Below are 22017 nucleotides of genomic sequence, written 5' to 3' on the forward strand. Positions count from 1 at the left end.
CAGCGGGACGTCGGTGGTGGGAAGGGAATTGCTGTGGCCCCGTAGGCTGGTGGTTGGCGTGGGGCCTGGTAGTTCTGGAGTGCCCCTGTGGGTCTTCGCCAAGTTGTGATCGACTGCTGGTCGTGGTTGAACTACAAGCCGGCGATGGCCGCTGCGCCACGCCGCGGAGTCGGGCCGTTCGCCGAGCTGGCCTCGGGCTGGGTACCGGACGAGGACCTGCGGCGACTGCAGGCGTACAAGCTGCTCGCCGCCTACGACAACAACCAGGCCGGGCAGCTGGCCGCAGCCAGCGGAGACGAAACTGGCCTCGACCGGCGAGAGCTCGGCGACGCGTCGAAGGTCATTGACTCGGCGCTCGGCTACCTCCTCGGGGCCGAGCAGACGATCGTCGTGCCCGGCGCCGAGCAGAAGGACGGTGTGGCCCCCGGCGCTGTCCGGAATGCCGCGAGCGCGCAGGCACGCCTTAGGGTGTGGGCCGAGCGCGAGCTGCTGCCGTTCCGGATGCAGCAGGCCGAACGGTCGGCAGTCCGCTGCGGGGACGCCGTGTACACCCTGGCGTGGGAGCCCTCGAAGGGGCGGCCGGTGCTGCGCACGGTCGACGCCGGGTTCTACTTTCCCGAGTGGACGGACGAGGAAGTCGACGCCGCCGAGTACCCCGCGCGTGTCCACCTGGCGTGGGAGCTGCCGGAGGACGAGCGCCGCGGGTTGAAGGCCCGCCTTCGCCGGATCACGTACGAGCTGGGGCCGATCGGCGCGGCGAGCGGGCCGGGCCGCTCGCAGAGCGGGTTCCCGGTGCGGGAGCCGGTCACGGGGTCGGACGGGGACCCGGTCCTGACCGTCGGCGACACGGTAGACCCGGTGACCGGGATGATCGTGCGCACCTACCCGTGGGCCCCGGGCCGCCCGTCCGCCGTCACCTGCTACCTCACCGACGCCGAATGGCTGCTCGACGACCTCAAGGCGCAGCACGACATCCACAACCTGCCGATGCACAAGGCCCGCTACCGGGTCCGCTCGGACGGCGAAGTCCTTCAGGCATTGGATCTACAAATCGACTTTCTTCCGGTCATCCACCTCACCAACACCATCCCGGACGCAGGGGAGCACTGGGGCCAGCCGCTGATCGCCAAAGTCATGCAGGTCCTCGACGAGCTGTCCGCGACCGACTCTGACTCGGCCGCCGCCAGCGACACCACCGGCTCGCCGATTATCGGTCTGTCCGGCATCCGCCTGCCCAAGGACCGCACGACGGGGGCCACGCTGCCGCTCCAGGTGCGAGGAGGCACCGTGTGGTCGCTGGCCGAGGGCGGCTCCATGCACACCCTCGACACTTCCGCCCAGCTCGCCGAACTCCGGGCCCGCACCGACCACCTCCTGGACCGGCTGGCCGGCAACAGCAGGCTCACGTCCTCCGGGCTGGGCACCATCAGCCCCGCCGCGGTCCCCTCCGGCTACGCTCTCCAGCTGGCGCTGGGCCCGCTGGACTCGCTGGTCGCCTCTATGCGCCTTGCCCGTGCCCACAAGTACAGCCTGCTGCTGCGCATGGTCCAGCGCCTTTACCAGGCCGGGCGCGTCGAGGGCTGGCCCGAGGGCGAGACGCTGCCGGTACGGCTCGCGTGGGGCCCCCACACCCCGACCGACCGCGCCGGCGTACTCAACGAAGTCGTCAAGGGCTACGTAGCCGGGGTGCTGTCGCTGGAGACCAGCGTGCGGATGCTCGCAGCCGCCGGCTACCCAATCGACGACGCCGTCCAGGAGATCGAACGGATCACGGCTCGCACCTCGGCGGCTGCTGCCGCTGCCTGATTCCGCTGCGACCGGTTCGGGTTCCATCAGTGGAACCCACGTTCACCGGGACGTGGGTTTCGCCAGTGGAACCCAGCAGGTTCCATCGGTGGAACCCACCAGTTCCATCGGTGGAACCCTGTCCTTCCTTTCTTCTTCCTGCGTCCTTCCTTCACCCCCTATCCCCCACGGCTTCGCCGTAGGGGAGCCTCCGCCGCGCACTTGTGATCGCGAGACTCCTCGGCGAGCTGATCGGCGGCATGCTGGGCCTCTGAGGCCATCGCGGCAGGCAGTCTCAGGCCGAGTCGCCCTCCCAGTCCCACCTGCGCGGATCGGCAGCACGCGGCCCGTAGTGGGCGTGGCCGCCGGGGCCATGCGAGCCGATCTCTGTTCGGAGCGCGGTGCCTTCGGCCAGCTGCTCATCAGACCAACCCGTGACATCCAGGAGAAGCCCATCCAGGGGCCCAGCGACCAGTTCCCGGTACACGTGGCCGGGGCGCCGACTGGGCTCCTCGTGATCAGCCCCGTACACGCGGCCCTGCATGAACTGGTCCTTGTCCATGCCGCCAGAGTGCCAAGCCCCACTGACAGGGCGAGGCTGGATATTTCGAATGTGTGTCCGATTCTCATGGGCGCGGTCTGGCGGGTCCCCGGGCGAGCCGCTGAATGGCTGCCCGATCGCCGGGGGCGCCACGGTGGTGACCAGCCGAGTCCGATCAGCGCGAGGACGCTCACCAGCCGCCTGTGCCGCCTGGACTCACCTATCCGCACCTCGCAGTGCGTCTATCCCCAGGTGCGCGCCGCATCGTGACGAGTAACGCTGGTAGCTGGACCTGTAGTTGGTGGGAGCAGGTGTGCCATGCGTGTGATGATCGAGTTTCGCCTTCCAGGGGAAGTGACGAGAGCCGTCCTCGAGGTTCCCGGGAAGCAGAAGGTCAAAGACGTGGTCGGTGATCTGCCGGGAGTGGAACTCGATCCGACTTATCCGCCGATAGCCCTACCAAGACCTGTACCGCTGCCCGACGGAGATCCTCTCTCGCTACGACCCCCGCTCCATTTCTCCTACGAGCCGCATCAAGCCACGGTGATCGTCCGAGGCCAGATATCCGATGATCAGCTTGCCGAGAGGATGGCAATGCTGTCGGCCGCACATCCACGCATCGTCGGTGTTTTTTCCGACCCGGTGATCGAGCCGTTCCCGACATGCGGCTCCGACGCTGCGGTGGGCACCTGGGAGGACGTGGCAGATGCAATCTGTAGCCAAGATCTCCATGCCGACGAGCTTGACGGGCGGGGTGTGGCGGTCGCAGTAGTCGACTTTGGAGTCAGCGCCGACCACCTATCGAGGCGTCGTCCGTACGGAGATCAGCATCAGCTCTCATTGGACACGGACCGCAGCTGGAGTCCGCCAAGCGTTCATCACACCCCAGGGCGGACCGACATTCCCCACGGCACGATGTGCGCTTTCGGCGCGCTGATCGGGGCACCCAGAGCACAGCTTCTGGACCTTGCCTTACTCCGGTCAGAGCTCCCTACTGTCGATGCGCTTACATCCGATGCCGTCGCAGCCTACGACCACCTGCATCGGATCATGGACGTGCTACCGACAGAGGATGAGCATGCGCTCGTGATCAGTAACAGCTGGGGACTGTACAGTCCTCGATGGGACCTGCCGCCAGGCCATCCGGGCAACTACACGGACAACCTCATGCACCCCTTGAACCGCCAAATCGCTGCCCTGGACGACGCAGGTGCGGACATCTTGTTCGCCGCGGGCAACTGTGGGACTGAGTGCAAGCACGAAGACTGTAGGTGGGAGACCCGGCCGATCGCCGGTGGTAACTCGCACCCCCAGGTGTTGTCCGTCGGGGGCGTGAACGTCCATGGCGACCGCACAGGTTACTCGTCTCAAGGACCGGGCAGACTCGTAACCCGGAAACCAGATCTGTGTGCCTATACTCATTTCCTCGGTTCTCAGGCCAAGAGCCCGGACAAGCCCGACACGGGTACCTCCACGGCCTGCCCTGTGGCAGCCGGCGTGGTTGCCGCCCTGCGGACGAGGTGGTCACCCCATCGACTAACTCCCGAGCGGCTTCGGCGGATGCTCCAACGCACCGCAGCCGATCCCACCGGCTGGGGATTCAGCGAGGACTACGGCTATGGAGTCATCAACGTCCCTGAAGTGCTGAAGCTACTTCAGCAGCACTAAGTAACTAGCTGGTGGTGCAAATGCTCAAGGAACACACTCTCCTCGTCAACGTGACCTTGCCAGCTGGCGAGGCAACGCTGGAGCGGGTCCGGGAGATCTTGCACCTGGCTAAGGACGAGGTGGACGAGTCTTACGGAATCGTACCGCTGGACACCGACCGGCGAGAGTACACCGTGCTGGTCACGGAGACAGCGGCCAGTCGACTGCGTGCTTCCGGCCGTATAAGTATTTACTCCAATCCCAAGATCGTGCCATTTGATATGTGACACGACAATGATGGGCCGGTGGGAGCAATGGGCGCGGGCCCGCGCCGCCACTTGTGGGCATCCGCTCCTTGATGAGAGTCCAGCCGGGCAGCTCATGACCCGCGGTCTCTCTTCTGGCTACACTGATCATCGGCGCGGGGGCGCTGCTCCGGAGGAATCCGTATCGTGACCGCCCCCCTGTCGCCTCAGCCCGCGACCGACCCGACGGGCCAGCCAACCACTCCGCCCACGGTGGACGCCGGCAGCACGCTGATCACCCAGGACAGCCTGACTCGCCTTCTTGCCCGCGAGAAGTCCCAGGGCGAGCGCGCCGCTGTCAAGAAGCTCGTGGCTGACCTGGGCTTCGCTGACGCCTCTGCCCTGTCCACGTGGGTCGAGGCGCAGCGCGCCGCCGAGCAGGCCGCGCTGTCCGAGGTGGAGCGCCGGGAGCAGGCCGCTGAGCAGCGCGAGCGGGCGGCCGAGCAGCGCGAGAAGGAGGCGTTCGCCCGCCTCCGTGCTGCTGTCCGTCAGACCGCGCTCGCCCGACTGGGCGCCAACGGCGACGACCTCGCCGACGCCGACCGGCTTCTCGATCTGCCCGACGACGCCGACGAACAGGCTGTTGCCACCGCAGCCGCCGCCCTCAAGGAGCGCCGACCCGAGCTGTTCGGCACCGCCGCACCCACCACGCCGCCTCCCGCTCCCGGCGGATCGCCCGCCGGCGGGCCGCCGCCCCGTGGCCAGGCCCCCACCACCCCCGGCTCCGCCGGCCTGGACATGGCCCGCCGCCGCGGCTTCCTGCCCTCCAGCTGACAGCCACCTGACCCGGCAGCCACCCGGGACCTGCGGGGACCACGCCCCTCCTTGCCCGTGGACAGCACCACCGCGCGGTGAGTGCCCGAAGCCCACCGCCCACCCGACCCCGAGGAGGGGCCGCCTTGACCGTTCAGCCGATCTCCACATCGGCGTCGTACACCGCCGACCGCAGCTGGCTCGGCTCCCTGCACGGCATCGACTCCACCGAGACCATCACCCTCGACATCACCAAGTTCACCGCCGGCACCCACTACCAGGCGTCCACCGACCCCATCCAGCCGTACAGCCGCGTCCTGTCCGGCGTCCCCGTCGCCCGGATCACCGCGTCCGGCCTCTACGGCCCGTTCGACCCGGCCGCGACCGACGGCCGCCAGCAGCTGGCGGGCCTGCTCTTCGCCGACGCCGTGTTCTCGCCCGGCCAGACCAAGGTCGCCGCCGCGATGCTCTGGCACGGCGTCGTCCGCACCGCGAAGGTCCCCGGCGGCATCGACCCCAGCAAGATCCTGCCGTCGTCCACCGGCCCGCTGATCCGCTTCGTCTGAAAGGAGGTTGAGCCGTGACCATCCAGGACCTGCTGACCGGCGTCAGCACCACCGACCTGACCGCGTTCGCCCGATCGATCCCCAGCCCCAAGGACTACCTGCTCACCCAGGACATCCTGCCCACCGCCGTCGCCAACGAGGTGAAGTGGCGCATCCGTCAGACCGGCCGCTACGTCAACACCGCGAAGTACCGCGCCTACGACAGCTCAGTGCCGTTCGCCGAGCGCCAGGCCTGGCAGAACACCCGCGAGGGCCTGCTCCCCGCCCTCGGGCAGAAGCTGCTGGTGGGCGAACAGGAGCAGCTGCTCCTCGAGCAGTCCCACGGGGCCAACCAGGACCGCCTGATCGAGCTGCTCTACGACGACGTCGAGAGGCATGTTGAGGCCATCCGCAGCCGCATGGAACTCGCCGCCGGCGATGTCCTGTTGGACGGCCGCTTCTCCCTGGTGAACGAGAACGGCCTCACCACCGAGGTCGACTTCGGCGTTCCGGCCGCGAACATGCCAACCGCGCCGAAGCCGTGGTCGGATCCGACCTCGGACCCCATCACCGACGAGCTCGGCTGGATCCAGTACCTGGACGACCTCGGCCTGCCCGAGCCGGAGATGGTCCTCACCTCCCGCCGCGCCCTGTCCTACCTCGGCAAGAACGCGGCGTACCGGGCCGCCTACTACGGCTCCGTCAACCCGGCGACTACGCCGACCGCCACGCTCACCCCGCAGCAGGTCAACGTCGTACGCGGCAACTACAGCCTCCCGCCCGTCACCATCTACAAGGCCCAGGTCCGCGTCGACAACACCCCCACCCGGGTCCTGCCGGACGACCGGTGGATCCTCCTGCCCCCGGACCGCAAGAAGTGGGCCGAGACCCTGTACGGAGCCACCGCCGAGTCCCTCTCCCTCGCCCGCGGCACCAACCCCGAGATCGACAAGACCGACGCCCCCGGCATCATCATCACCCGAGGTGTCCAGGACGACCCGGTCCAGATCTGGACCAAGGGCGCCGCAGTCGGCATGCCGATCATCCACACCCCCGACGCCCACATCGTCGCGAAGGTGCTGTGATGCCGCGCCGACTCGCCACCGCCGTCCACATCGACCACCCGACCACCGGGGAACGCCTCCTCCTCCAGCCCGGCGACGAACCCGAACCCGAGGTCGCCGACCGGATCACCCACCCCGACGCCTGGGAACCGGACGACGACGTCGACGCCGAGCAGTACGACGACGAAGACGACGACGAGCCGGACGACGACGGGCCCGAGGACACACCCGCCCCCCGCCGCCGAACGAAGACCACCACCACCTAACCCGGCCGGCCACCGGCCAAGGCCCGGCACCGCCCAGGTGCCGGGCCTCACCCCATCCCGAAGGACAAACCGCGATGGACGACGCAACCAAGGCATGGCTCCTCGCACAGCTCGGACCCGCAACCGACCCCGCCGACCTCCAAGCCCGCTACCAGCGCCTCCACAGCGCCCGCGCCGTCGCCCTGGAAGTCCTCGCCGAACGCCGCGCCCGCCTCCTCACCGACCCGCTGCGCCTCGTGGTCGACGGCGTCGTCACCATGGACAACACCGCCAACCTCGGCGGCATCGAACGACACCTTGCCCAACTCCAAGACGTCCTGGGGCCGGACGAGGCCGGGCCAGGCGACGACGGGCTCCCTCACCTCGTCACCGGCTACCTGCGCCCCGCGCGACGCATCCGGTAGACGCGCGGCGCCCTGTGAGCCGGACCACGGGCGCCGGAGCCGGCCAAGCTCCAGGGCCCGTCCGACACCCAGGTCGAAGACCTCGTGCTCAGCGGCTGTCGAGGCTACGGGACGCTGTGCGGGCCGGGCAGGCTGTCGGAGGGCACGCGCCCGTCGTCGGCCCGCGCCGAGAGCCCGTCGCCCAGCGGCGGGGTTTCAGATGGGCAGTGGATGGTTGGCGGCGCGGGCCAGGTCGTCGGCGAGGGTGGGGGAGGGCTGGGGGATCTCGCCGTGGTCCTCGTCGTCGGAGTCGACGGGGAGCTGGTGGACGACGGCGGCCACGCGCGGGGGCAAGCGGAGTGTGAGGCCCTCGTGGCAGGCGACGAGGGCCTCGTTCCACACCGCGGCGGGCAGCTGGATGTCCAGCCCCGTGGCGCTGCCTGCCGTGGCCGTACCGGGCTCGGAGGCGAGGACGTCGGCCTGGTGGCGCCAGAAGTCGGCGTCGTTGTGTTCGCCGCGGCTGGTGTGCAGCAGTGAGAGGCAGGTGGCCGCGGTGGTGTTGCCGCTGCCGGCGGCGAACTGCAGCCAGAACTGGCAGGCGTCGGTGTGGCCGGTGAGGTGCAGGAGTGCGGCAAGAACGAGCGCCCCGCCCGGGTGGATGCGGCGGCGGCTGTTCGTGAAGAGCTTCAAGGAGGCGGCGGCCTCAGGCTGGGCGATGACCAGAGTTGCGGCGAGGTCGAGTTCGTAGCCCGCCTGGACGTGTTCCGCGCCCAGCGGCGGGCGGGGGCGTACGAGGCGGCGTAGGTCGGGGACGGACGCGCCGTCGGGCAGCCTCACCGGCTGGTCGGGTGCGCTCGGGTACCTGCAGTCCGAGGGGGCGGCTGCCCAGCGGTCGCGTCCATGCGTCACTGCATGTCCTCCGTGGTGGTGGTGTCGGCGCCGAGGAGGCGGCGGAGCTTGGCCACGCCCTGGCTCGTGGTCGTGCGGGCGTTGGTCTCGGTGATGCCGAGGTAGGCCGCGATCCGGGGGTAGTCGAGGTCGAGCATGAAGCGGAGCACGATCATGTCGTACTGGCGCTCCGGCAGCCGCAGAATCGCCGCGTAGAGGTCGTCGTAGCCGTTGTCGAACGTCTCAAGTCCGATGCGGCACTGGGCGTGGGCGCGGTAGATCGCGGCCACCCAGTCCGGGACGACGGCCCGCGGCGGGGCGCCGCCCAGCCCTGCGCCCAGCGCGAGGTCGGCGATGATCTCCTTCGCGGTCATCCAAGCGTAGAAGGCTGCGGAGGGCTGGCGCAGGACGGTGCTCCAGTTTTGCCGCAGGCGCTCGCGCGTGGCGTCGACGGCCCGCTCGATGAGGTCCTGGTTGTGCAACCGCGCGCGGGCGAGGCCCCGCCAGACCCGCTCGTGATCGTCGCAGAGCGCCTCGTACGACAGCCGGTGGGCGGGCCTCAGGGTCGCCCACTCGTCGTCTCTGGTCAATGATCCTCCTCGTCGGCCCGTGCGGGGCGACGCTCGGCCGGTTCCGCTGCGGAACCGGTTGAGCTTGGTGGAGAACTGCTGTTTTCCACACGCACATCCAATCGCGGCGGAAAGCCATATGTGAAGACGATCACCAATGGGCTTGTAAGGTCCGATATGTGACTATGAATCACCTAATGGTCAGTCACTTGCGATCAGAGTAGGTCGCATCCGGTTGGGGAGTTGTCACGATCCGGCGGGCGGTCCGGCTTGCTCTTGATTGCCCGCGATGAGGTGTGGGCATAGTGGATGAAGGCCCGCGCCAGGGGTTCGCCACACCGCGCCACGCGGTCGATGGCGCGCGCCGGCCTGCGGCCGTGACACCGTCGACGCAGGGGGATACGCATGGCAGCAGACCAGCACGGCGACGACAGCGCCACGATCCCCCCGGACATCGAGGTCAACCTCGCCATCCACCGCCCGCACTCAGCCCGCGTCTACGACTACTTCCTCGGCGGCAAGACCAACTTCCCGGCCGACCGGGAAGTCGCCGGACACGTCCTCGCGGTCTACCCGCAGGCGCCCGCCGCGGCCCGCGCCAACCGGGGCTTCATGCAGCGGGCCACCCAGGCGCTCGCCAAGGCCGGCATCGACCAGTTCCTCGACATCGGCACCGGCATCCCCACCTCGCCCAACCTCCACGAGGTCGCCCAAGGCATCGACCCGCGCGCCAGGATCGTCTACGCCGACAACGACCCCATCGTCCTCACCCACGCCCAGGCACTCCTGCGCAGCACCCCCGAGGGCCGCACCGCCTACGTCCAGGCCGACGTCCGCGACCCCGCCGCCGCCCTCGCCGCCGTGCGCGAAACCGGCGTCCTCGACTTCACCCGGCCGATCGCCCTGAGCCTCGTCGCTCTCCTCCACTTCACCGCCGACGACGCCCACGACATCGCCGAGGCGTTCAAGGCCGCGCTGCCCACCCCCGGTTCCGCGCTCGTGGTCAGCCACTTCACCCCCGACTACGCTCCCCAGGACGCGGCCCGCATCACCCAGGTCTACCGCGACGCCGGCAGCCCGGTACGGGCCCGCACCCGCGCGGATTTCGCCCGCTTCTTCGACGGCTGGAACCTCCTCGACCCCGGCATCGCCTCCACCCCCCGCTGGCGCCCCGAACCGGACACGCCGCAGATCGCCGACGCCGACGCCTCCTGTCTGGCCGGAGTGGCCATCCGCCCTTAACACCAGCGTGGCAGGGAACCGCTACCGATGTGAAAGCACGTCGCCGCGAATTCGCTCCCGGCGCCGTCTGACCCTGCCGGGCTGAGGAGCTCCAGGCGGGCTGGCCGTGCGGCGGCTGGTAGTCGGCTCGGGCTGCGGCGCCTGCCGGTGATGGCCCTCAAGATGTGCGTCTCGCGGTACCGGCAGGCGCCGGGCTCAGGATAGCCAGATCACCGGGCCGACCACCCCGTGGGGGTCGATCCCCCTTGTCCTCGGGTTCGCGTGCTGGTGTTCGGTGCGTCGTACGGGCGGCTCACCGGCCGACCTGGGCCTGGCACCCAAACTCCACTGCGATGAGGTGAGTGACTCGCTCCGCCGAGACGTACTGACGGCTGCCATGGCGGCCCTGCTGCCACCCGGGCCCGCACCATCGCGCCTGCGAGCGGGCGACGTCACCATGATCACGCAGCGCACGGCCATGCTGGAACGCGCGGACCGGCGTGAAGGGGGACGGGCGGTTCACGACCTCGCGCTGCGCGAACTCCGTGACGCGGTCGACCTCACCGAGGCCTCGACCACCCCAGACGTGCGCACCGCGCTGCTCGGCGCGATCAGCCGTCTGGCCAACCTCACCGCATGGGCGTCCTTCGACGCTGGCCGGTACAGCAAGGCCCGCCCGCTGTTCCGCCTCGGCCTCGCCACCGCCCGGGAGTTCGGCGACGCCGGGCTGCTGTGCCACGTGGCGACCAACGCGGCCCGCCTGGAGATCCACCTGCGCCGCTCAGTGGAGGCACTGGAGCTGGCGGACCAGGTGGGTGGGCGCCTGCCCGTGGCGGCGCGGGCGATGCTCGCCACCGTCCGTGCCCAGGCCTACGCCGTGAACGGCGACGGACGGCAGATGGCAGGGCACTTGCTGGCCGCCGAACGGGCCTATGGGCGCGTCGGCGACCTGGCCTCGGGACCGGCCTGGACGAAGACCATCACCGCAGCCAAGATCGGCAGCGACAGCGGGTTCGCCCTGTACCTGCTCTCGGCGTCCACCGGCCGCTACGACCCCCAGGTCGTTTCCGACCTGCGCCGCGCGGCCGACGCCGACACCGCCCAGGTCCGAGTGAGGGCGATGGCGACCACCCGGTTGGCCACCGTGCTGTACCGGCAGGGCAACCGCGCCGAAGCGGATCACCACGCGGCGCGGGCCGCCGAGCTCGCACGCGCCGTTGACTCGGCCCGTCTGGCCTCGGCCCTCACCGAGCTGCGTGCCGCCGCTGGAGCGCCCGCCGGAGGGCACGCCTGACCGGTGAGTTCGCTCACTGCGGCTGGCAGGCTCGGAGCAGCAGGGTGTCAGCTGTACGCGCGCCCGATGCCGGGGGAGGGAGCCGGTCGATGGTGATCGCCGTGAACCCGGCCTCGTCCAGCAGCTTCTCCCAGACGTGTTCCTGGAGGACCCAGCGCGGCATCGACGCCGGGCTGCCGTCCGGGGTGCGGGCGGGGACGTCGGCGGCCACCACGTCCGGCTCGGCGGGCGCTCCGCCGATGTAGTCGCCCAGCGTGGAGGCGGCGAACAGCCCGCCGGGACGCAGGGCGCGGGCCGCGGCCGGGAGCAGCCGGCGGGGGTCGGTGAAGTCGACGGCGCCGAACACCGAGTAGAGGACGTCGTACCTGCCGGGGTGCGTGTCCAGGTGCTCGACCACGTCGGCGTGCACCGGGCGCAGGCGCGGGGCGAGGTGACCGTAGAGGTCGCTGGCCATCCCGTGCTGGGCGGGGGAGGCGTCCACGGCGTCGACCCGGGCCGGGGCGTGGTGGACGGCGAGGTGGGCGGCATGCCGGGCGGCGCCCGCACCGAGGTCAGCCACGACCAAGCCGGCGAGGTCACCCAGCACCTCGGCTCCGGGGCCGCCGTCCTGGGCCCAGACCCAGGAGAAGGAGCTGGGGACGGTCCGGTCGGATTCGGTGCGGGTGCGGCCGTAGTGGTGCCACAGGTCTGGCGCTGCGCCTTGGGCGGGGGAGGTGGTCTTCACCCGGGCCATCCTGGTGCCTGCGCCTGGGGACGGGAGCTCGGTCGCACTTCACCGACGTACTCAGCGTTCTCGACGATGGTCACGCGGACGCGGCCCGGCCCGTGGAGTAGCAAGGCGTGCACCGCGCTGAGCGACCGGGCACCTCGCCACACCCCGTTGCCCGGCACGATGAACCGCCGGAGGTCGACTCCGGCCTGGGCGAAACGGTCCGGCTCGATGTACCCGTTACCGCCGGTGCCGCAGAGGTAGGTGCCCGCGCCAACCGCCCGGCACAGGTCCACCAGCCGCTCGGTGCGCCCGGTCGCGGCCACCAGGTCACTGCTGCGGACCACTCGGCCGGTCCAGCCGAGCGCGCCCAGGAGGAGCCGGGTGGACGCCTCGGTGATCTCGGCGGTCCGGTCGGTAACGTCGAACAGGGCCAGTAGCGGGCGCAGCTGCTCCGCAAACAGCGGCCAGAACGGGGACGCTCGGTACTGCTCCCGAAGGATGCCCTCAAGCCGACGGCGACCACGTACCGGGTCAGTGAGGCGGGCGTCCCGGATCAAGGTGGCCCGGCCGTTCGGCAGGTGCGTGGAAAGGGACAGCCACCGGGTGGTGTCGCCGTCCAGGGCGCCGAGGCGGGCTCGGTGCTGGTAGTCGCGGCGGACGTGCTGGACATCGTCCAGCACCACCCACACGTCCGCCGCGAAGATCTTCGCCACCGTGGACAGCCGCGGCAGCAGGTTCGGCTGGTGGACCGTGCACACCAGCCCTGCGCCCGTTACGGGCGGGCGGTCAGAGAAGCCGGCTGGTGAACCCAGCCTTGATGAGCCGCTGGTAGGCATCGAACACACTCCCGGGTACGTCCTGGGCGACGGCGAAGCCGAGCTTCGGGTACTCGATGACCCGCTGGAGGTCACCCACCAGGCTGTCGATCACGAGCGTGTCGTCGCCGATCGTCTTCACGTAGTCGTGCAGGTCCATCGGCGTGGAGGCGCACACCGCCTCCACCTCAGGCCACACCCGCCGGCACGTCGCGAAGGCCCGGCGCTCCATGTACGGCATGGACACGAGCAGCACCGACGACACGGCCATCCCGGCGTCGGCGAGGACCTCGCGGCTGAACTGGATGTTCTGGCCGGTGTTGCGGGCCTTCGGCTCGATCAGCACCGCGATTTCGGGTACCCCGAGGGAGACGGCGTGCTCGGCGAAGTGCACCGCCTCCCCGCGCGGGAAGTGATCCGGCCTCGACGGGTTCGGGCCGCCGGTGAACACGATCAGCTTCACCAGGCCACGCAGGTAGAGGTCAGCGGTCTCCGCGGCAACCCCGAGGTCGTGGGAGCCCAGCCCGATCGCCACGTCACTCGGCCGAAGATCGTGGCCCATTTGCTGGTAGTCCCACAGCAGCGCGGTGTCCGCCCACTGCTGGTCGGTGATCTCGCGCTTCGTCGTGCCGGTCACGTATCTCTCCCGATTACCTGAACTTGACGGCACCACCTCCCAGTTCGACGCCCTTGCGGATGCTCTCGATGCTGCGGAGCTGGTGGCTCATACCGTACGTGGCGGCTGTGGCCGCCGCTCTATCGAGCACTGCGAGTCCCTCGTCGACGGTCGCCCTGTCGGACAGCAGGACGTGCCCGTGCGCGGTGGCCAGCCGTACCTGGTGCAGCGGGCTGGTGCCCCCGCCGGCCGACTGCGCCACCGAGATCAGCCGTGTGGCCTCCCCGAGCTCCCCGGCTCCGCGGTGCGCCAGCGCCAACTTCTGGTGCGCGGTCGCCCAGTCCTCCTGCTCGTCGGCCGCTTCGAACCCCCGGATCGCGGAGGCCATCAGCGGCATCGCCGCACTGTGGAGACCCTGCTTGTCCAATGCGGTGCCGACCCACAGGTGCGCCCGGAGCTGATCCCGTCCGCTCAGCCGCCCGTCGCAGGACAACTTCTCGTAGCGGGATGCAGCGCAGTGCAGGTCACCGGACATCTCGGCGACGACCGCGAGCGACAGGTCGAGCTGCGCGATCCGGCGAGGGATGCCGAGCTGGCCGAACACCGATCGGGCATCCGCGTACGAGCGAGACGCCGACCACGGTCCGAGCAGCACCCCGCGATCCCGCTGGAGGTCCCCAGCCAGCGCCGTCGTCCGCGCGAACAAGTACAAGCCCCGGTCATCCAACTCCTTCACCGGCCATCGGGTCCGCCACCGCTCCAGCAGATTCGACGCGGCCATGAAGTCCTGCTGGGACGCTGCTGCGACGGCCCGCTCGATATCGTCGGACCACGTCTCGTACTCCCATAGCCGAGGACCTCCAGACGCCGGGGCTGCCAGCGCCCGGCCCCGCTGGGCCAACGCCGCCTCGAACCGCAGGACCCCGGCCAGGTCGAGACGGGACAGTGCCGTATCCAAGATCGCCTGGGTATCCGGACGCGGCCGAGTCCCCGCGCCCAGGCGCTCCCAGTTCGTCACCGTCCGCACCGCCACGCCCAGCTCCGCTGCGAAGACCCGAACGCTGCGGCGGCTCGCCACCCTCAGCGCCCGCGCCTCAACCCCGGTCCATTCGACTACTGACGCCATGACCACCTCCCGGCTTGACGGCCATCGAAGCACCCCAAGACCTGGCGGTGCGTCCAAACTGCTACGCAACTGCCACAGCACGGCATTTCACTCCCGCCGCCCAGGCGTCACGCTGGAACAACCGAGCCACCCGGCCGACAGGAACGAGGGAGCGAGAGTGGAACTCACCGAGCAGCGGGCCGTGCCGCCACCGATCGTGGTTGGTCTCCTGCGGCTGCCCAGCGGAACGCCCAACCGGTACGTGGCCCTCGCAGCAGTCCTCGCCGACTTCTGCGCCCGGCGGGAGCTCAACCTCACGAGGGTCATCACCGAGGGCGACCTCGACGAGATCACGGGTCGCCCGGGGCTGTACGGGATCGTTCTGCCGTCGATGGCACACCTGGGCGCCGTGGAGGGGCGGTCAGCTCGCCGCCAGCAGCTCGCCGAAGCGGGGCTACAACTCCTGGTCGTCCGCGGCCCGCATGCACGACCGATGGCCCCGGGCGCCAGATCGGAGGCCCACCACAAGCTGGCAGGCCCCCGCCCGCGCGCTCCGGTTGGATGGCAAGCTCGCCGCCACGCATCCCGGCCGAGCGGGGACTGAGACCGGCTGCTGACTGATCCTCTGGTGGACCTGAGAGGGATGGGGTAGAACAGCAGCACGGTCCGGCGCACTTCATCTGCGCCGGACCGTGGCCGTATTGTGCCTGATCTCTTAGACGAGCCCGAAGTCGAACTCTCCGGCCGCCGCGGCGGCGATGAAGGCAGAGTGCGCTTCGGAGCTCAGAGCCAACGCGGGCCCGGAGGGGTCCTTCGAGTCCCGGACGAACGTGCCGGGCCCGGCCGCGAACGCGAACTCGACGCAGTTGTCGTTCTGGTTGCTTCGGCTGGACTTCCTCCAGGTCACGTTCAGGGCAGCTGCGTTCTCGATGGTCATGTGAGTTCGTCCCTCTTCTGGGTGAAATCGAGGGAGTCGTCCACGTTCAGGGCTGCGGCCATGATCTCGTGGAAACCCCCGCGGTAGGTGTCCACCTCCGTCGGGTCCTCGACCCAGCTGCTGCGGATCATGCCGCTGGTCAGCACGATGTCGAGGGCGCGTTGTGGAAACTCAAGGAGGGTGAAGGCCCCATTGAAGCCCGGGTTCGGCCTTGCGTTCGCTGGCATGACCTGGATCTGGATGTTCGGGAGGCGGCTCAACTTCGCGAGGCGGTTGAGCTGCTCCCGCATGACACCGTCGCCGGCGCTTATCGCCAGGGCGGATTCATGGATGACCGCGCACAACTTCACCGGGTTCTCCAGCCGGGTGAGCACTCGCTGTCGTGCGATGCGCACGTCGACCATCGCGTCCACGCCCGTGGTCACGGCGGACAGCTTGGTGATGATCGCGGCCGCGTAGTCGGGGGTCTGGAGGAGGCCCGGGATGAAGGCGAGTTCGAAGGACTTGATCTCCACGGCCTGGGACTCCATGGAGATCAGGTCGGTGTAGAGCGGGTTGATGGTGTCGCTGTAGCCCCGCCACCAGCCACGCTGGTCCTTCTGGCGTGCGATCTCCAGCAGCACCTCGCGGAGGCCCTCGTCGCACTCATAGAGGTCGAGTAGCTTCTCGACGATCTCCGGCCTCACCGCTGATCGTGCGTTCTCGTACCGGCTCAGCTTCGGCAGATTCAGGAGGTCGGGGAGCTTGCTGACGACCTGCTCAGCCGACATTCCTGACTTCTCGCGAAGACGACGTAGGTCTCCCGCGATTCGGCGCTGACGCACGGTCGGTACGCGTTCGCCTGTAGCCATGTCGGATGCCCTCCTGTGCTCAGTGGACCAGTGTGCCCGCCCGAAGAGCCTGCACGCCACCGCGCAGCTCGTCCAGAGCGACCGGAATCAGAGTCGAAGTGAATGTTTGCATCTTCGCCGTCGTATGGGTTGCGCTGAGGCATCGTCAGGCGACATCCTGTCGTTGCCGAGATGCGGAGAGCTAGTCGATTCGCTTCGCGTCTTGATGCCCGTCTTGAACCGCTTTGCATGCACCTGTGACTTAGCAACCAGCCGTCGGACAGCCCCACGCTGCACGTGACGGCCACACGCGACCACTACGGCCGCTTCCCCGGAAACACCTGACGCCGCCCTGCCGGCCCGGAGGAATCGTCATGCTGCACCGCGTACTACAGCTCCACGTCCCGCTCGGAACCGCGTCCCTGGGCGCCGTCCGCAATCTGCTCGCCGACCAGGTCGTCCGGGCCGGCATCATCCTTGAGAAGGAACAGGCGTACACGCTTCGGCTCGCCTCGTCCGAGCTCATCGACAACGCCATCAAGTACAGCCGGATCGAACACGAACTTCACAGAGCCGAGTTGCTCATCGAAGGCGACATTGACTGCGCACGCAAACGGCTGCGGATCACCATCACCGACCCCGGCCTGACCGTGCCGAAGATGCTCGGCTGCGACGACCTGGGCGCGACCGGTGGTCGAGGCCTGGTGGTCGTGGCCGGCTACGCGGACGACATCGGCTGGGGCCCGCGTCTCGATGGCGAGGCCCAGGTGGGCTGGTCCGTATGGTTCGAGCTGGGCGTGCAGGAGCTGCCGCCCCCCTCCGGTGAGGCCACCGCTGATGCGGAAGTGCAGCTGGAGAAGCCCATCCCCGTCCTCGGGCCGCACACCGTGGCGACGTCCGCTGTCACGCGGAGGCGGCTGACCACGGTGGGGCGGTCGAACCGCCGCACCAGTAACCTCCGCGCCGCGTAGGCGACATGGTCCACCCCGAAGCGGGTGGTGCGGCTCCGGTCGTCGTGAGCTGCGCAGCGACGCCGATCAGGGGCGATCGGTCTCCACACCCGCCTCGGCGCCTTCCCCAACCCGCAGCGCGGGAAGGCGTCGGGTCGCCCGGCCGCCCCACTGCCCCCGGCCTGGGGCGGCCGGGTCATGCCCTTCAACATCCAGACGAGAGGAACACGATGAGCGCGCTTGCCCGGGTTCCGCCGCACGTCCTCGGCGGACGCTGGCTCGCCGGCGTCAGCAGCACCCCGAGCACGATCACGGACCAGTGGCGGCACGGCCAGCTGGCGCCGGTGCAGGTGAGCTGCCGCTTCGACGTGGTCCGGGTCCACGGCGAGTCCCTGACCACGGCGCTGGTGGCCGAGCTGTACGCCAGCGGGCTGCCGTTGGGCCCGGTGCTGTACGACCACGGAGCTCGGCAGAGCTACTGGCTGGTGCCGGTGCGCCCCGGGACGGCCTGGCAGATGAGGGACACCTGCCTGCTGACCGTCCCCGAGGACGGCGGCCCGCCCCCGGCGGTGCTGATGCCGGCGCCGGGAGTCGGCCGGGTCGGCTCGCTGCAATGGCTGGTCACCCCGGACGGCACCGGCACCCTGACCGGCTACGACGTCCTGGCCGTGGCGCTGCGGCGTGCGCGTGGATCCCTCGCGCTCGCCCGACGCCGCCACAGCCGAGCCCAGTGACGCGAGAGCGGCGCAGCCCCGTAGACGGGCGGTGCCCCTCGGGCCCCATCCCCTCCTTGTCCGGCTCGCCCTCTCCGGTGCGGGCCGGAATCCGCAACCCCTTCGAACCCCGAGACAGAGGTAGAGATGATGCCCGCGGTCATCGTGCAGGCCAAGCTCACGACCCAGGTGATCGCGGGCATGCGCTGGCTCGGCCGGCAGACCGCCGACCCCACCGCGACCTGGGAGGCGTGGGCGCGGGGACGACCCGTGCCCGTCTCGGTCGGCCGGGACTTCGTCGTCGTGCGGCTCCTGGGGGAACTCGGGCGCGCTGCCGTCGCCGAGCTGGCCGCCGACGCCCCGGACCTCGTCGGTCCGGTGCTCGTCAATGACTCGGTCGTCGAGGTCTTCCTGCCGCCGACGCCGGCGGTGTGGCCGGGCCCCGGAGCCGAGCTGGTCGACGGGCGCGGCGCGTCGAGGGCGACGGTCAAGTGCCCGCCGCCGGGCCGCGAGGCCGAGCGGCGCCGGTGGCTGTTCCCGCCGAGGGCGCTGCCAGGCAGTCCGGCGGCGCTCACCGATCCGTACCGCCTGGTCGAGGCCGCGGCCGTCGCCCGCACCGGCCTCCAGGCCGCCGGGTACCGGCTCGGCCCCTGACACCTCCCGCCCCTCGGCACGGTCCGAGGCGGCGCGGCACCAGGCCCGTCGCTCCACCCCCGTCGTACGGCTCGACGGCCGCCTTCCGTTCCTGCCACCACCTCAGGAGAGCTCCAGTGATGCCCGACGGCCCCGCCGTCCCCGCCGCCTTCGACGCCCTTCGGATCTGGGCCGCACCGAAGCTGAGAGCGGGCGTGCCCTTCGTGAACGGGGTCCCGCTGTTACCCCTGGACGAGGCGATCGACCGCGTCGCCGCCGAGCTGCTCGAGCTGGGCGGCCCCGCGCTCACCAGCCCGCCCCTGGACGCGCTCGCCGACGCCGTGACGCGCACCGCCGTCCGGCTGCGGCGCGCGGACGGCACCGACCCACGGGCCACCCTGCTGGACACGCTGACCGACGAACTCCTCCTCGCCGAAGAGGAGCTGCACCGGGCCGAGCACGCTCAGGCAGTGGACCGGGTCCGGCGCGTGTGCGTGATGGTCCTGTGCGTGGACAAGATCGCTGGTAGCGCCCCGCCGGAGGGCGGCTTACCGGCCGCAGTGGTCGGCCCCGCAGCATCCGCACGCCCGGACCGGCCTCGCTTACGCATCCTGGAGCCTTCGGTGCCGCCGGTCGCCATCGCCCTCTCCACGGCGACGCCCGGCCCGCCGGTGCCCGAGGTTCCGTGGGCGGGCCCGCGCCTGGGCGACACCGTCCTCGGGGCCCACTTGCGGCACCTGCGCGAATGCCAGGACCTGTCCTGGGCCCAGGTCGCCGCCCGCATGCCCGCCGCCGCCCGTACGGACGCCGGCACCATCGCCGACCTGGAGGCCGGAACCGACGCGCTCCTGCGCGAGGCCGCCCACCGAGGCCAGCTCGGGGTCTTCCTCCACGCCTACGGTGCGGGCGCGATCGCCGCCACCGACGTCCACCAGCTCCTGGCGGACACCGAGCTGGCCAAGCCCGGCCACGCCATCGACCGGGGCCCCGGCCGCCCGCACCGCTACCAGATCCTCGAACAGCGAGCCGACACCGTAATGCTCCTGGGGTCCGTCCTCGTGCCCGCCGCACTGCGCACCCCCGCCTACGAGGCGGCCGCCTCCCTGGACGCCCCCGTGCTGCGCGTCCCGCGCGACGTACCGGCTCCGCGCGCCGTGCCCGCGGCTGCCGTCGGGTGCCCGGTCTGCCAGCTCTACCGCACCGACCTCCTGGCCCTGCCCGATGTGCCCGCCGCGTGGCAGCAGAGGGTGAACTCCGAGCGGGCCGCCGTGCTCGAACAACGCCTGCGACACCCCGACGCACCGGAGACGACGCTGATCCTCAGCTGGGACATCCTGGAGCGCCGTCACGGCGGAGCCACTGTCCACGCCGATCAAATGCTCCACCTCGCCGACCTCGCCCGCACCACCGCGCTGCGCGTGCGCATCCTGCCCTCCGACGACGGATTCCTCGCCACCCACGACCTGGCCCTGCTGCGCACAGGCAGGGAGACCGTGACGGCCGTCTGGGGCCTGTTCGACGTGACGTACCACGAAGGCGCATCCCACCGGGCGGGGATGGCACTGGCGCGCTCGATCCCACCGGACAGGAGCATCGGGCTGCTGGAACGGGCGGCCGCCGGAGACCTTCCCCGGCGGTGGCCGAGGTGACCGGCGCCCGCGGGGTGCCTCTGCCTCTGCTCGACCCACTCCCGCGCGGTGGCCGGCCGTACGCCGACCGCGCTGGCGGCCACACCATCCACCCGACGGCCCCGCGGCCGCGCTACCGCTGGACGACCTCATGACCCACGCCCTTGATCAGGCCTACGAGGCCCTGGACGCGCCTACCGCCCGCGTCTACCGGGACCTCGGCGCACAACCCCTGCCCGGGACGACGGCCGACTCCGCCATGGCGGGCGCCGTCTCCCTCCTCGACCCGACGACCAGCACCGTCCAGGCCATGCGGCCGGAGCCCGCGCAGTGAGCGGCACCCCGCAGACCGTGCCCGGCGACCAGGCGCGCGAGCTCGTCGCCCGCACCGGCATTCCCGTACTTCTGCTTGCCGACCAGTTCGCCCCGCCGACCCTGACCGCCGGCACCGGGGGCGACTCGCGCCGCTACACCTCTACCACCGCGCTGTACGAGGACGGCGTCCGCACCGAGGTCCACGCCCCCGGCGGCCCCGACCCCGCCCAGCTCGTCCGCCGGGCCCTGCCCGGCGCCTTCAAGATCACCACCGCCTACCTCGCCACCCCCGTCGAGATGGCCCGCGCCGTCGAGCTGCGCCACGACGGCCTCCTCGCCCGCGCCGCCGTGTGGCAGGACTGGACCCTGCTCCAGCTCACCCTCGACCACAACGGCCGAGGCCGCCTCCCGGGCCTGCGGCTGATCGGCGCGGACTCCCTGCCCACCGGCCGACCCGGACACCCCTATCACCGCTCCCGATAGCACAACACCGTTGTCGCCTAGTCGAGTTGGAACACCATGACCACCTTCATATTTCGCAACGACGCTGACCTCGATACCGCCGAGTACGCCCGCTACTGCGGCCTCATCGAGGCCGCCGCGCCGCTGGTGGCGGAGCTGTCCGGCCTCGCCCTGCCCGAGTGCATCACCGCCCGCCCGGTCACGCCCGCCCAGTTCATCCAGCGCCAGACCGAGGACCGCGTGTGCGTGACCGGAATGGCTCTGGACTCCGTCCCCGCCCTCCCGGAGGAGGCGGCCACGGCACTGCTCGAACAGGTCCGGACGAACACCGAGACGATGGTCACCCGGTTCCACCCGACCAACCGTGCGGCGATCCTGTGGCGCGGACCCGGCCAGCCCGAGCTGACGTTCATGCCCGAGGTCCATGCCCGGCATCTGCGCCCGTCCGACCGCCAGCTCACAACGGTCTTCGCACACGAGATCACCCACCTCGCGCAGTTCGCGCTCCGGCCCGAACTGGCGACCGCACCGCTCAGGTGCAAGCTCCTGGACACCGGCGCGGGCCTGCCGCCCGAGCAGCACCGCAACGCCGCCGCCCTCACCGAGGGACACGGCCAGTACGTCGAGCGCCTCGTCTCCCAGAAGCTGTGCGGGGAGGCCGCGATCGGCGCCCTGCACGGCGAGCCGGAACCCAGCGACCTCTACAAGGAGCTCAAGGCCGACCCCGCCGCACCGACGAACAACCCCGCCTACAGCAGGGGCGAGCAGTTCGTCGCCGCCGTTGTCGAGGCCGGAGGCCACCCGTTGCTGCGACTGCTCCTGGCCCAGGAGGAGCTGGTGCCGACCGAGGCCGAGATCGTAGACCCGGCTCCGTGGATCGCCCGCCTCCAGAGGGCCGTCGAGTCCGACACGCCAGCCCCGTTCGCCGTCGTCGACGGCCACCTCCCGTAGCGGCCCCCGGTCGGCACCGCCACTTCCCGTCCCCCACCACGTTGAGCAGGAGGAAGAACCACATGCGCAAGGCCCTCGGAAAGGACCCC

General features: G+C 70.5%; 27 protein-coding genes. 18 read left to right on the forward strand and 9 right to left on the reverse strand.

Annotated elements, in window-relative coordinates:
- Positions 1-144: 144 nt before the first annotated feature.
- Positions 145-1806, forward strand: a complete 1662-nt coding sequence (locus ACFYUY_RS04400; RefSeq protein ID WP_387897774.1) for a hypothetical protein — start codon at positions 145-147, stop codon at positions 1804-1806.
- A 274-nt stretch (positions 1807-2080) separates the two neighbouring features.
- On the opposite strand, the gene ACFYUY_RS04405 is transcribed toward ACFYUY_RS04400, so the two are convergent.
- Positions 2081-2347, reverse strand: coding sequence for a hypothetical protein (locus ACFYUY_RS04405; protein WP_387897776.1), 267 nt, complete (start codon positions 2345-2347; stop codon positions 2081-2083).
- 297 nt (positions 2348-2644) lie between these two features.
- Here ACFYUY_RS04405 and ACFYUY_RS04410 point away from each other — a divergent pair, with 297 nt between their 5' ends.
- From ACFYUY_RS04410 to ACFYUY_RS04440, 7 genes are all read left to right on the forward strand, one after another.
- Positions 2645-3994, forward strand: coding sequence for a S8 family serine peptidase (locus tag ACFYUY_RS04410; RefSeq protein WP_387897778.1), 1350 nt, complete (start codon positions 2645-2647; stop codon positions 3992-3994).
- A gap of 14 nt (positions 3995-4008) precedes the next feature.
- Positions 4009-4260, forward strand: a complete 252-nt coding sequence (locus ACFYUY_RS04415; RefSeq protein WP_387897781.1) for a hypothetical protein — start codon at positions 4009-4011, stop codon at positions 4258-4260.
- A 165-nt stretch (positions 4261-4425) separates the two neighbouring features.
- Positions 4426-5052 (forward strand): hypothetical protein, encoded by a 627-nt coding sequence (locus ACFYUY_RS04420; RefSeq protein ID WP_387897784.1) that lies wholly within the window; start codon positions 4426-4428, stop codon positions 5050-5052.
- 125 nt (positions 5053-5177) lie between these two features.
- Entirely contained in the window at positions 5178-5597 is a 420-nt protein-coding gene (locus tag ACFYUY_RS04425; protein ID WP_387897786.1) for a head decoration protein, read from the forward strand.
- A 14-nt stretch (positions 5598-5611) separates the two neighbouring features.
- Complete coding sequence (locus ACFYUY_RS04430) at positions 5612-6661, forward strand: major capsid protein (RefSeq protein WP_387897788.1); 1050 nt, start codon at positions 5612-5614, stop codon at positions 6659-6661.
- Positions 6661-6906: a hypothetical protein gene (locus tag ACFYUY_RS04435; protein WP_387897791.1), complete on the forward strand. Its 246-nt coding sequence runs from the start codon at positions 6661-6663 to the stop codon at positions 6904-6906. The genes ACFYUY_RS04430 and ACFYUY_RS04435 overlap by 1 nt, the downstream gene beginning before the upstream one ends.
- Positions 6907-6980: 74 nt before the next feature.
- A complete protein-coding gene (locus ACFYUY_RS04440) occupies positions 6981-7310 on the forward strand; it encodes a hypothetical protein (RefSeq protein WP_387897793.1) in 330 nt (109 codons plus the stop codon).
- A gap of 195 nt (positions 7311-7505) precedes the next feature.
- Here ACFYUY_RS04440 and ACFYUY_RS04445 read toward each other — a convergent pair whose 3' ends face one another.
- The gene (locus tag ACFYUY_RS04445) at positions 7506-8198 is read right to left on the reverse strand and encodes a hypothetical protein (protein ID WP_387897795.1); all 693 of its coding nucleotides are present in this window, start codon (positions 8196-8198) and stop codon (positions 7506-7508) included.
- The gene (locus ACFYUY_RS04450) at positions 8195-8767 is read right to left on the reverse strand and encodes an RNA polymerase sigma factor (RefSeq protein WP_387897797.1); all 573 of its coding nucleotides are present in this window, start codon (positions 8765-8767) and stop codon (positions 8195-8197) included. The genes ACFYUY_RS04445 and ACFYUY_RS04450 overlap by 4 nt, the downstream gene beginning before the upstream one ends.
- Positions 8768-9151: 384 nt before the next feature.
- Here ACFYUY_RS04450 and ACFYUY_RS04455 point away from each other — a divergent pair, with 384 nt between their 5' ends.
- On the forward strand, positions 9152-9988 hold the full coding sequence (locus ACFYUY_RS04455; protein ID WP_387897800.1) for an SAM-dependent methyltransferase: 837 nt from the start codon (positions 9152-9154) through the stop codon (positions 9986-9988).
- A gap of 436 nt (positions 9989-10424) precedes the next feature.
- Positions 10425-11261 carry a hypothetical protein gene (locus tag ACFYUY_RS04460; RefSeq protein ID WP_387897802.1) on the forward strand — a complete coding sequence of 279 codons (837 nt, stop codon included), beginning with the start codon at positions 10425-10427 and terminating at the stop codon, positions 11259-11261.
- Positions 11262-11274: 13 nt separating this feature from the next.
- Here the strand turns inward: ACFYUY_RS04460 and ACFYUY_RS04465 are convergent, their stop codons facing one another.
- The 4 genes from ACFYUY_RS04465 to ACFYUY_RS04480 are packed head-to-tail and all read right to left on the reverse strand — an operon-like array spanning position 11275 to position 14530.
- A complete protein-coding gene (locus ACFYUY_RS04465; RefSeq protein ID WP_387897805.1) occupies positions 11275-11985 on the reverse strand; it encodes a methyltransferase domain-containing protein in 711 nt (236 codons plus the stop codon).
- On the reverse strand, positions 11982-12731 hold the full coding sequence (locus ACFYUY_RS04470) for a WbqC family protein (protein ID WP_387897808.1): 750 nt from the start codon (positions 12729-12731) through the stop codon (positions 11982-11984). The genes ACFYUY_RS04465 and ACFYUY_RS04470 overlap by 4 nt, the downstream gene beginning before the upstream one ends.
- Positions 12732-12759: 28 nt before the next feature.
- Positions 12760-13425: a YdcF family protein gene (locus ACFYUY_RS04475; protein WP_387897810.1), complete on the reverse strand. Its 666-nt coding sequence runs from the start codon at positions 13423-13425 to the stop codon at positions 12760-12762.
- A 13-nt stretch (positions 13426-13438) separates the two neighbouring features.
- On the reverse strand, positions 13439-14530 hold the full coding sequence (locus ACFYUY_RS04480; protein WP_387897812.1) for a helix-turn-helix domain-containing protein: 1092 nt from the start codon (positions 14528-14530) through the stop codon (positions 13439-13441).
- Between the two features lie 157 nt (positions 14531-14687).
- Here ACFYUY_RS04480 and ACFYUY_RS04485 point away from each other — a divergent pair, with 157 nt between their 5' ends.
- Complete coding sequence (locus ACFYUY_RS04485) at positions 14688-15113, forward strand: hypothetical protein (RefSeq protein ID WP_387897815.1); 426 nt, start codon at positions 14688-14690, stop codon at positions 15111-15113.
- 111 nt (positions 15114-15224) lie between these two features.
- On the opposite strand, the gene ACFYUY_RS04490 is transcribed toward ACFYUY_RS04485, so the two are convergent.
- Both ACFYUY_RS04490 and ACFYUY_RS04495 read right to left on the reverse strand, forming a co-directional pair.
- Positions 15225-15446: a DUF397 domain-containing protein gene (locus tag ACFYUY_RS04490; RefSeq protein ID WP_387897818.1), complete on the reverse strand. Its 222-nt coding sequence runs from the start codon at positions 15444-15446 to the stop codon at positions 15225-15227.
- On the reverse strand, positions 15443-16297 hold the full coding sequence (locus tag ACFYUY_RS04495; protein ID WP_387897820.1) for a helix-turn-helix domain-containing protein: 855 nt from the start codon (positions 16295-16297) through the stop codon (positions 15443-15445). Before ACFYUY_RS04495 ends, ACFYUY_RS04490 begins: the two co-directional genes overlap by 4 nt.
- A gap of 353 nt (positions 16298-16650) precedes the next feature.
- On the opposite strand from ACFYUY_RS04495, the gene ACFYUY_RS04500 reads away from it, so the two are divergent.
- The 7 genes from ACFYUY_RS04500 to ACFYUY_RS04530 all read left to right on the forward strand — a co-directional run bounded on the left by ACFYUY_RS04500 (position 16651) and on the right by ACFYUY_RS04530 (position 21928).
- Positions 16651-17247: an ATP-binding protein gene (locus ACFYUY_RS04500; protein WP_387897823.1), complete on the forward strand. Its 597-nt coding sequence runs from the start codon at positions 16651-16653 to the stop codon at positions 17245-17247.
- A gap of 209 nt (positions 17248-17456) precedes the next feature.
- Positions 17457-17960, forward strand: coding sequence for a hypothetical protein (locus ACFYUY_RS04505; RefSeq protein ID WP_387897825.1), 504 nt, complete (start codon positions 17457-17459; stop codon positions 17958-17960).
- A gap of 126 nt (positions 17961-18086) precedes the next feature.
- Positions 18087-18593 (forward strand): hypothetical protein, encoded by a 507-nt coding sequence (locus tag ACFYUY_RS04510; protein WP_387897828.1) that lies wholly within the window; start codon positions 18087-18089, stop codon positions 18591-18593.
- 119 nt (positions 18594-18712) lie between these two features.
- Complete coding sequence (locus tag ACFYUY_RS04515; protein WP_387897830.1) at positions 18713-20221, forward strand: Scr1 family TA system antitoxin-like transcriptional regulator; 1509 nt, start codon at positions 18713-18715, stop codon at positions 20219-20221.
- 130 nt (positions 20222-20351) lie between these two features.
- Complete coding sequence (locus ACFYUY_RS04520) at positions 20352-20534, forward strand: hypothetical protein (protein ID WP_387897832.1); 183 nt, start codon at positions 20352-20354, stop codon at positions 20532-20534.
- Positions 20531-20998 carry a hypothetical protein gene (locus tag ACFYUY_RS04525; RefSeq protein WP_387897835.1) on the forward strand — a complete coding sequence of 156 codons (468 nt, stop codon included), beginning with the start codon at positions 20531-20533 and terminating at the stop codon, positions 20996-20998. Before ACFYUY_RS04520 ends, ACFYUY_RS04525 begins: the two co-directional genes overlap by 4 nt.
- A 36-nt stretch (positions 20999-21034) precedes the next feature.
- The gene (locus ACFYUY_RS04530; RefSeq protein WP_387897838.1) at positions 21035-21928 is read left to right on the forward strand and encodes a hypothetical protein; all 894 of its coding nucleotides are present in this window, start codon (positions 21035-21037) and stop codon (positions 21926-21928) included.
- Positions 21929-22017 lie beyond the last annotated feature (89 nt).

It is taken from the genome of Kitasatospora sp. NPDC004745, from assembly GCF_042873275.1.
Classification (GTDB): domain Bacteria; phylum Actinomycetota; class Actinomycetes; order Streptomycetales; family Streptomycetaceae; genus Kitasatospora.

Excerpts from the sequence above, each read along its gene's own strand:
- ACFYUY_RS04400 (WP_387897774.1), top strand. The coding sequence starts at position 145 with ATGGCCGCTGCGCCACGCCGCGGAGTCGGGCCGTTCGCCGAGCTGGCC.
- ACFYUY_RS04405 (WP_387897776.1), bottom strand. The coding sequence starts at position 2,347 with ATGGACAAGGACCAGTTCATGCAGGGCCGCGTGTACGGGGCTGATCAC.
- ACFYUY_RS04410 (WP_387897778.1), top strand. The coding sequence starts at position 2,645 with ATGCGTGTGATGATCGAGTTTCGCCTTCCAGGGGAAGTGACGAGAGCC.
- ACFYUY_RS04435 (WP_387897791.1), top strand. The coding sequence starts at position 6,661 with ATGCCGCGCCGACTCGCCACCGCCGTCCACATCGACCACCCGACCACC.
- ACFYUY_RS04440 (WP_387897793.1), top strand. The coding sequence starts at position 6,981 with ATGGACGACGCAACCAAGGCATGGCTCCTCGCACAGCTCGGACCCGCA.
- ACFYUY_RS04455 (WP_387897800.1), top strand. The coding sequence starts at position 9,152 with ATGGCAGCAGACCAGCACGGCGACGACAGCGCCACGATCCCCCCGGAC.
- ACFYUY_RS04460 (WP_387897802.1), top strand. The coding sequence starts at position 10,425 with ATGATCACGCAGCGCACGGCCATGCTGGAACGCGCGGACCGGCGTGAA.
- ACFYUY_RS04480 (WP_387897812.1), bottom strand. The coding sequence starts at position 14,530 with ATGGCGTCAGTAGTCGAATGGACCGGGGTTGAGGCGCGGGCGCTGAGG.
- ACFYUY_RS04490 (WP_387897818.1), bottom strand. The coding sequence starts at position 15,446 with ATGACCATCGAGAACGCAGCTGCCCTGAACGTGACCTGGAGGAAGTCC.
- ACFYUY_RS04495 (WP_387897820.1), bottom strand. The coding sequence starts at position 16,297 with ATGGCTACAGGCGAACGCGTACCGACCGTGCGTCAGCGCCGAATCGCG.
- ACFYUY_RS04500 (WP_387897823.1), top strand. The coding sequence starts at position 16,651 with ATGCTGCACCGCGTACTACAGCTCCACGTCCCGCTCGGAACCGCGTCC.
- ACFYUY_RS04505 (WP_387897825.1), top strand. The coding sequence starts at position 17,457 with ATGAGCGCGCTTGCCCGGGTTCCGCCGCACGTCCTCGGCGGACGCTGG.
- ACFYUY_RS04510 (WP_387897828.1), top strand. The coding sequence starts at position 18,087 with ATGATGCCCGCGGTCATCGTGCAGGCCAAGCTCACGACCCAGGTGATC.
- ACFYUY_RS04515 (WP_387897830.1), top strand. The coding sequence starts at position 18,713 with ATGCCCGACGGCCCCGCCGTCCCCGCCGCCTTCGACGCCCTTCGGATC.
- ACFYUY_RS04520 (WP_387897832.1), top strand. The coding sequence starts at position 20,352 with ATGACCCACGCCCTTGATCAGGCCTACGAGGCCCTGGACGCGCCTACC.
- ACFYUY_RS04530 (WP_387897838.1), top strand. The coding sequence starts at position 21,035 with ATGACCACCTTCATATTTCGCAACGACGCTGACCTCGATACCGCCGAG.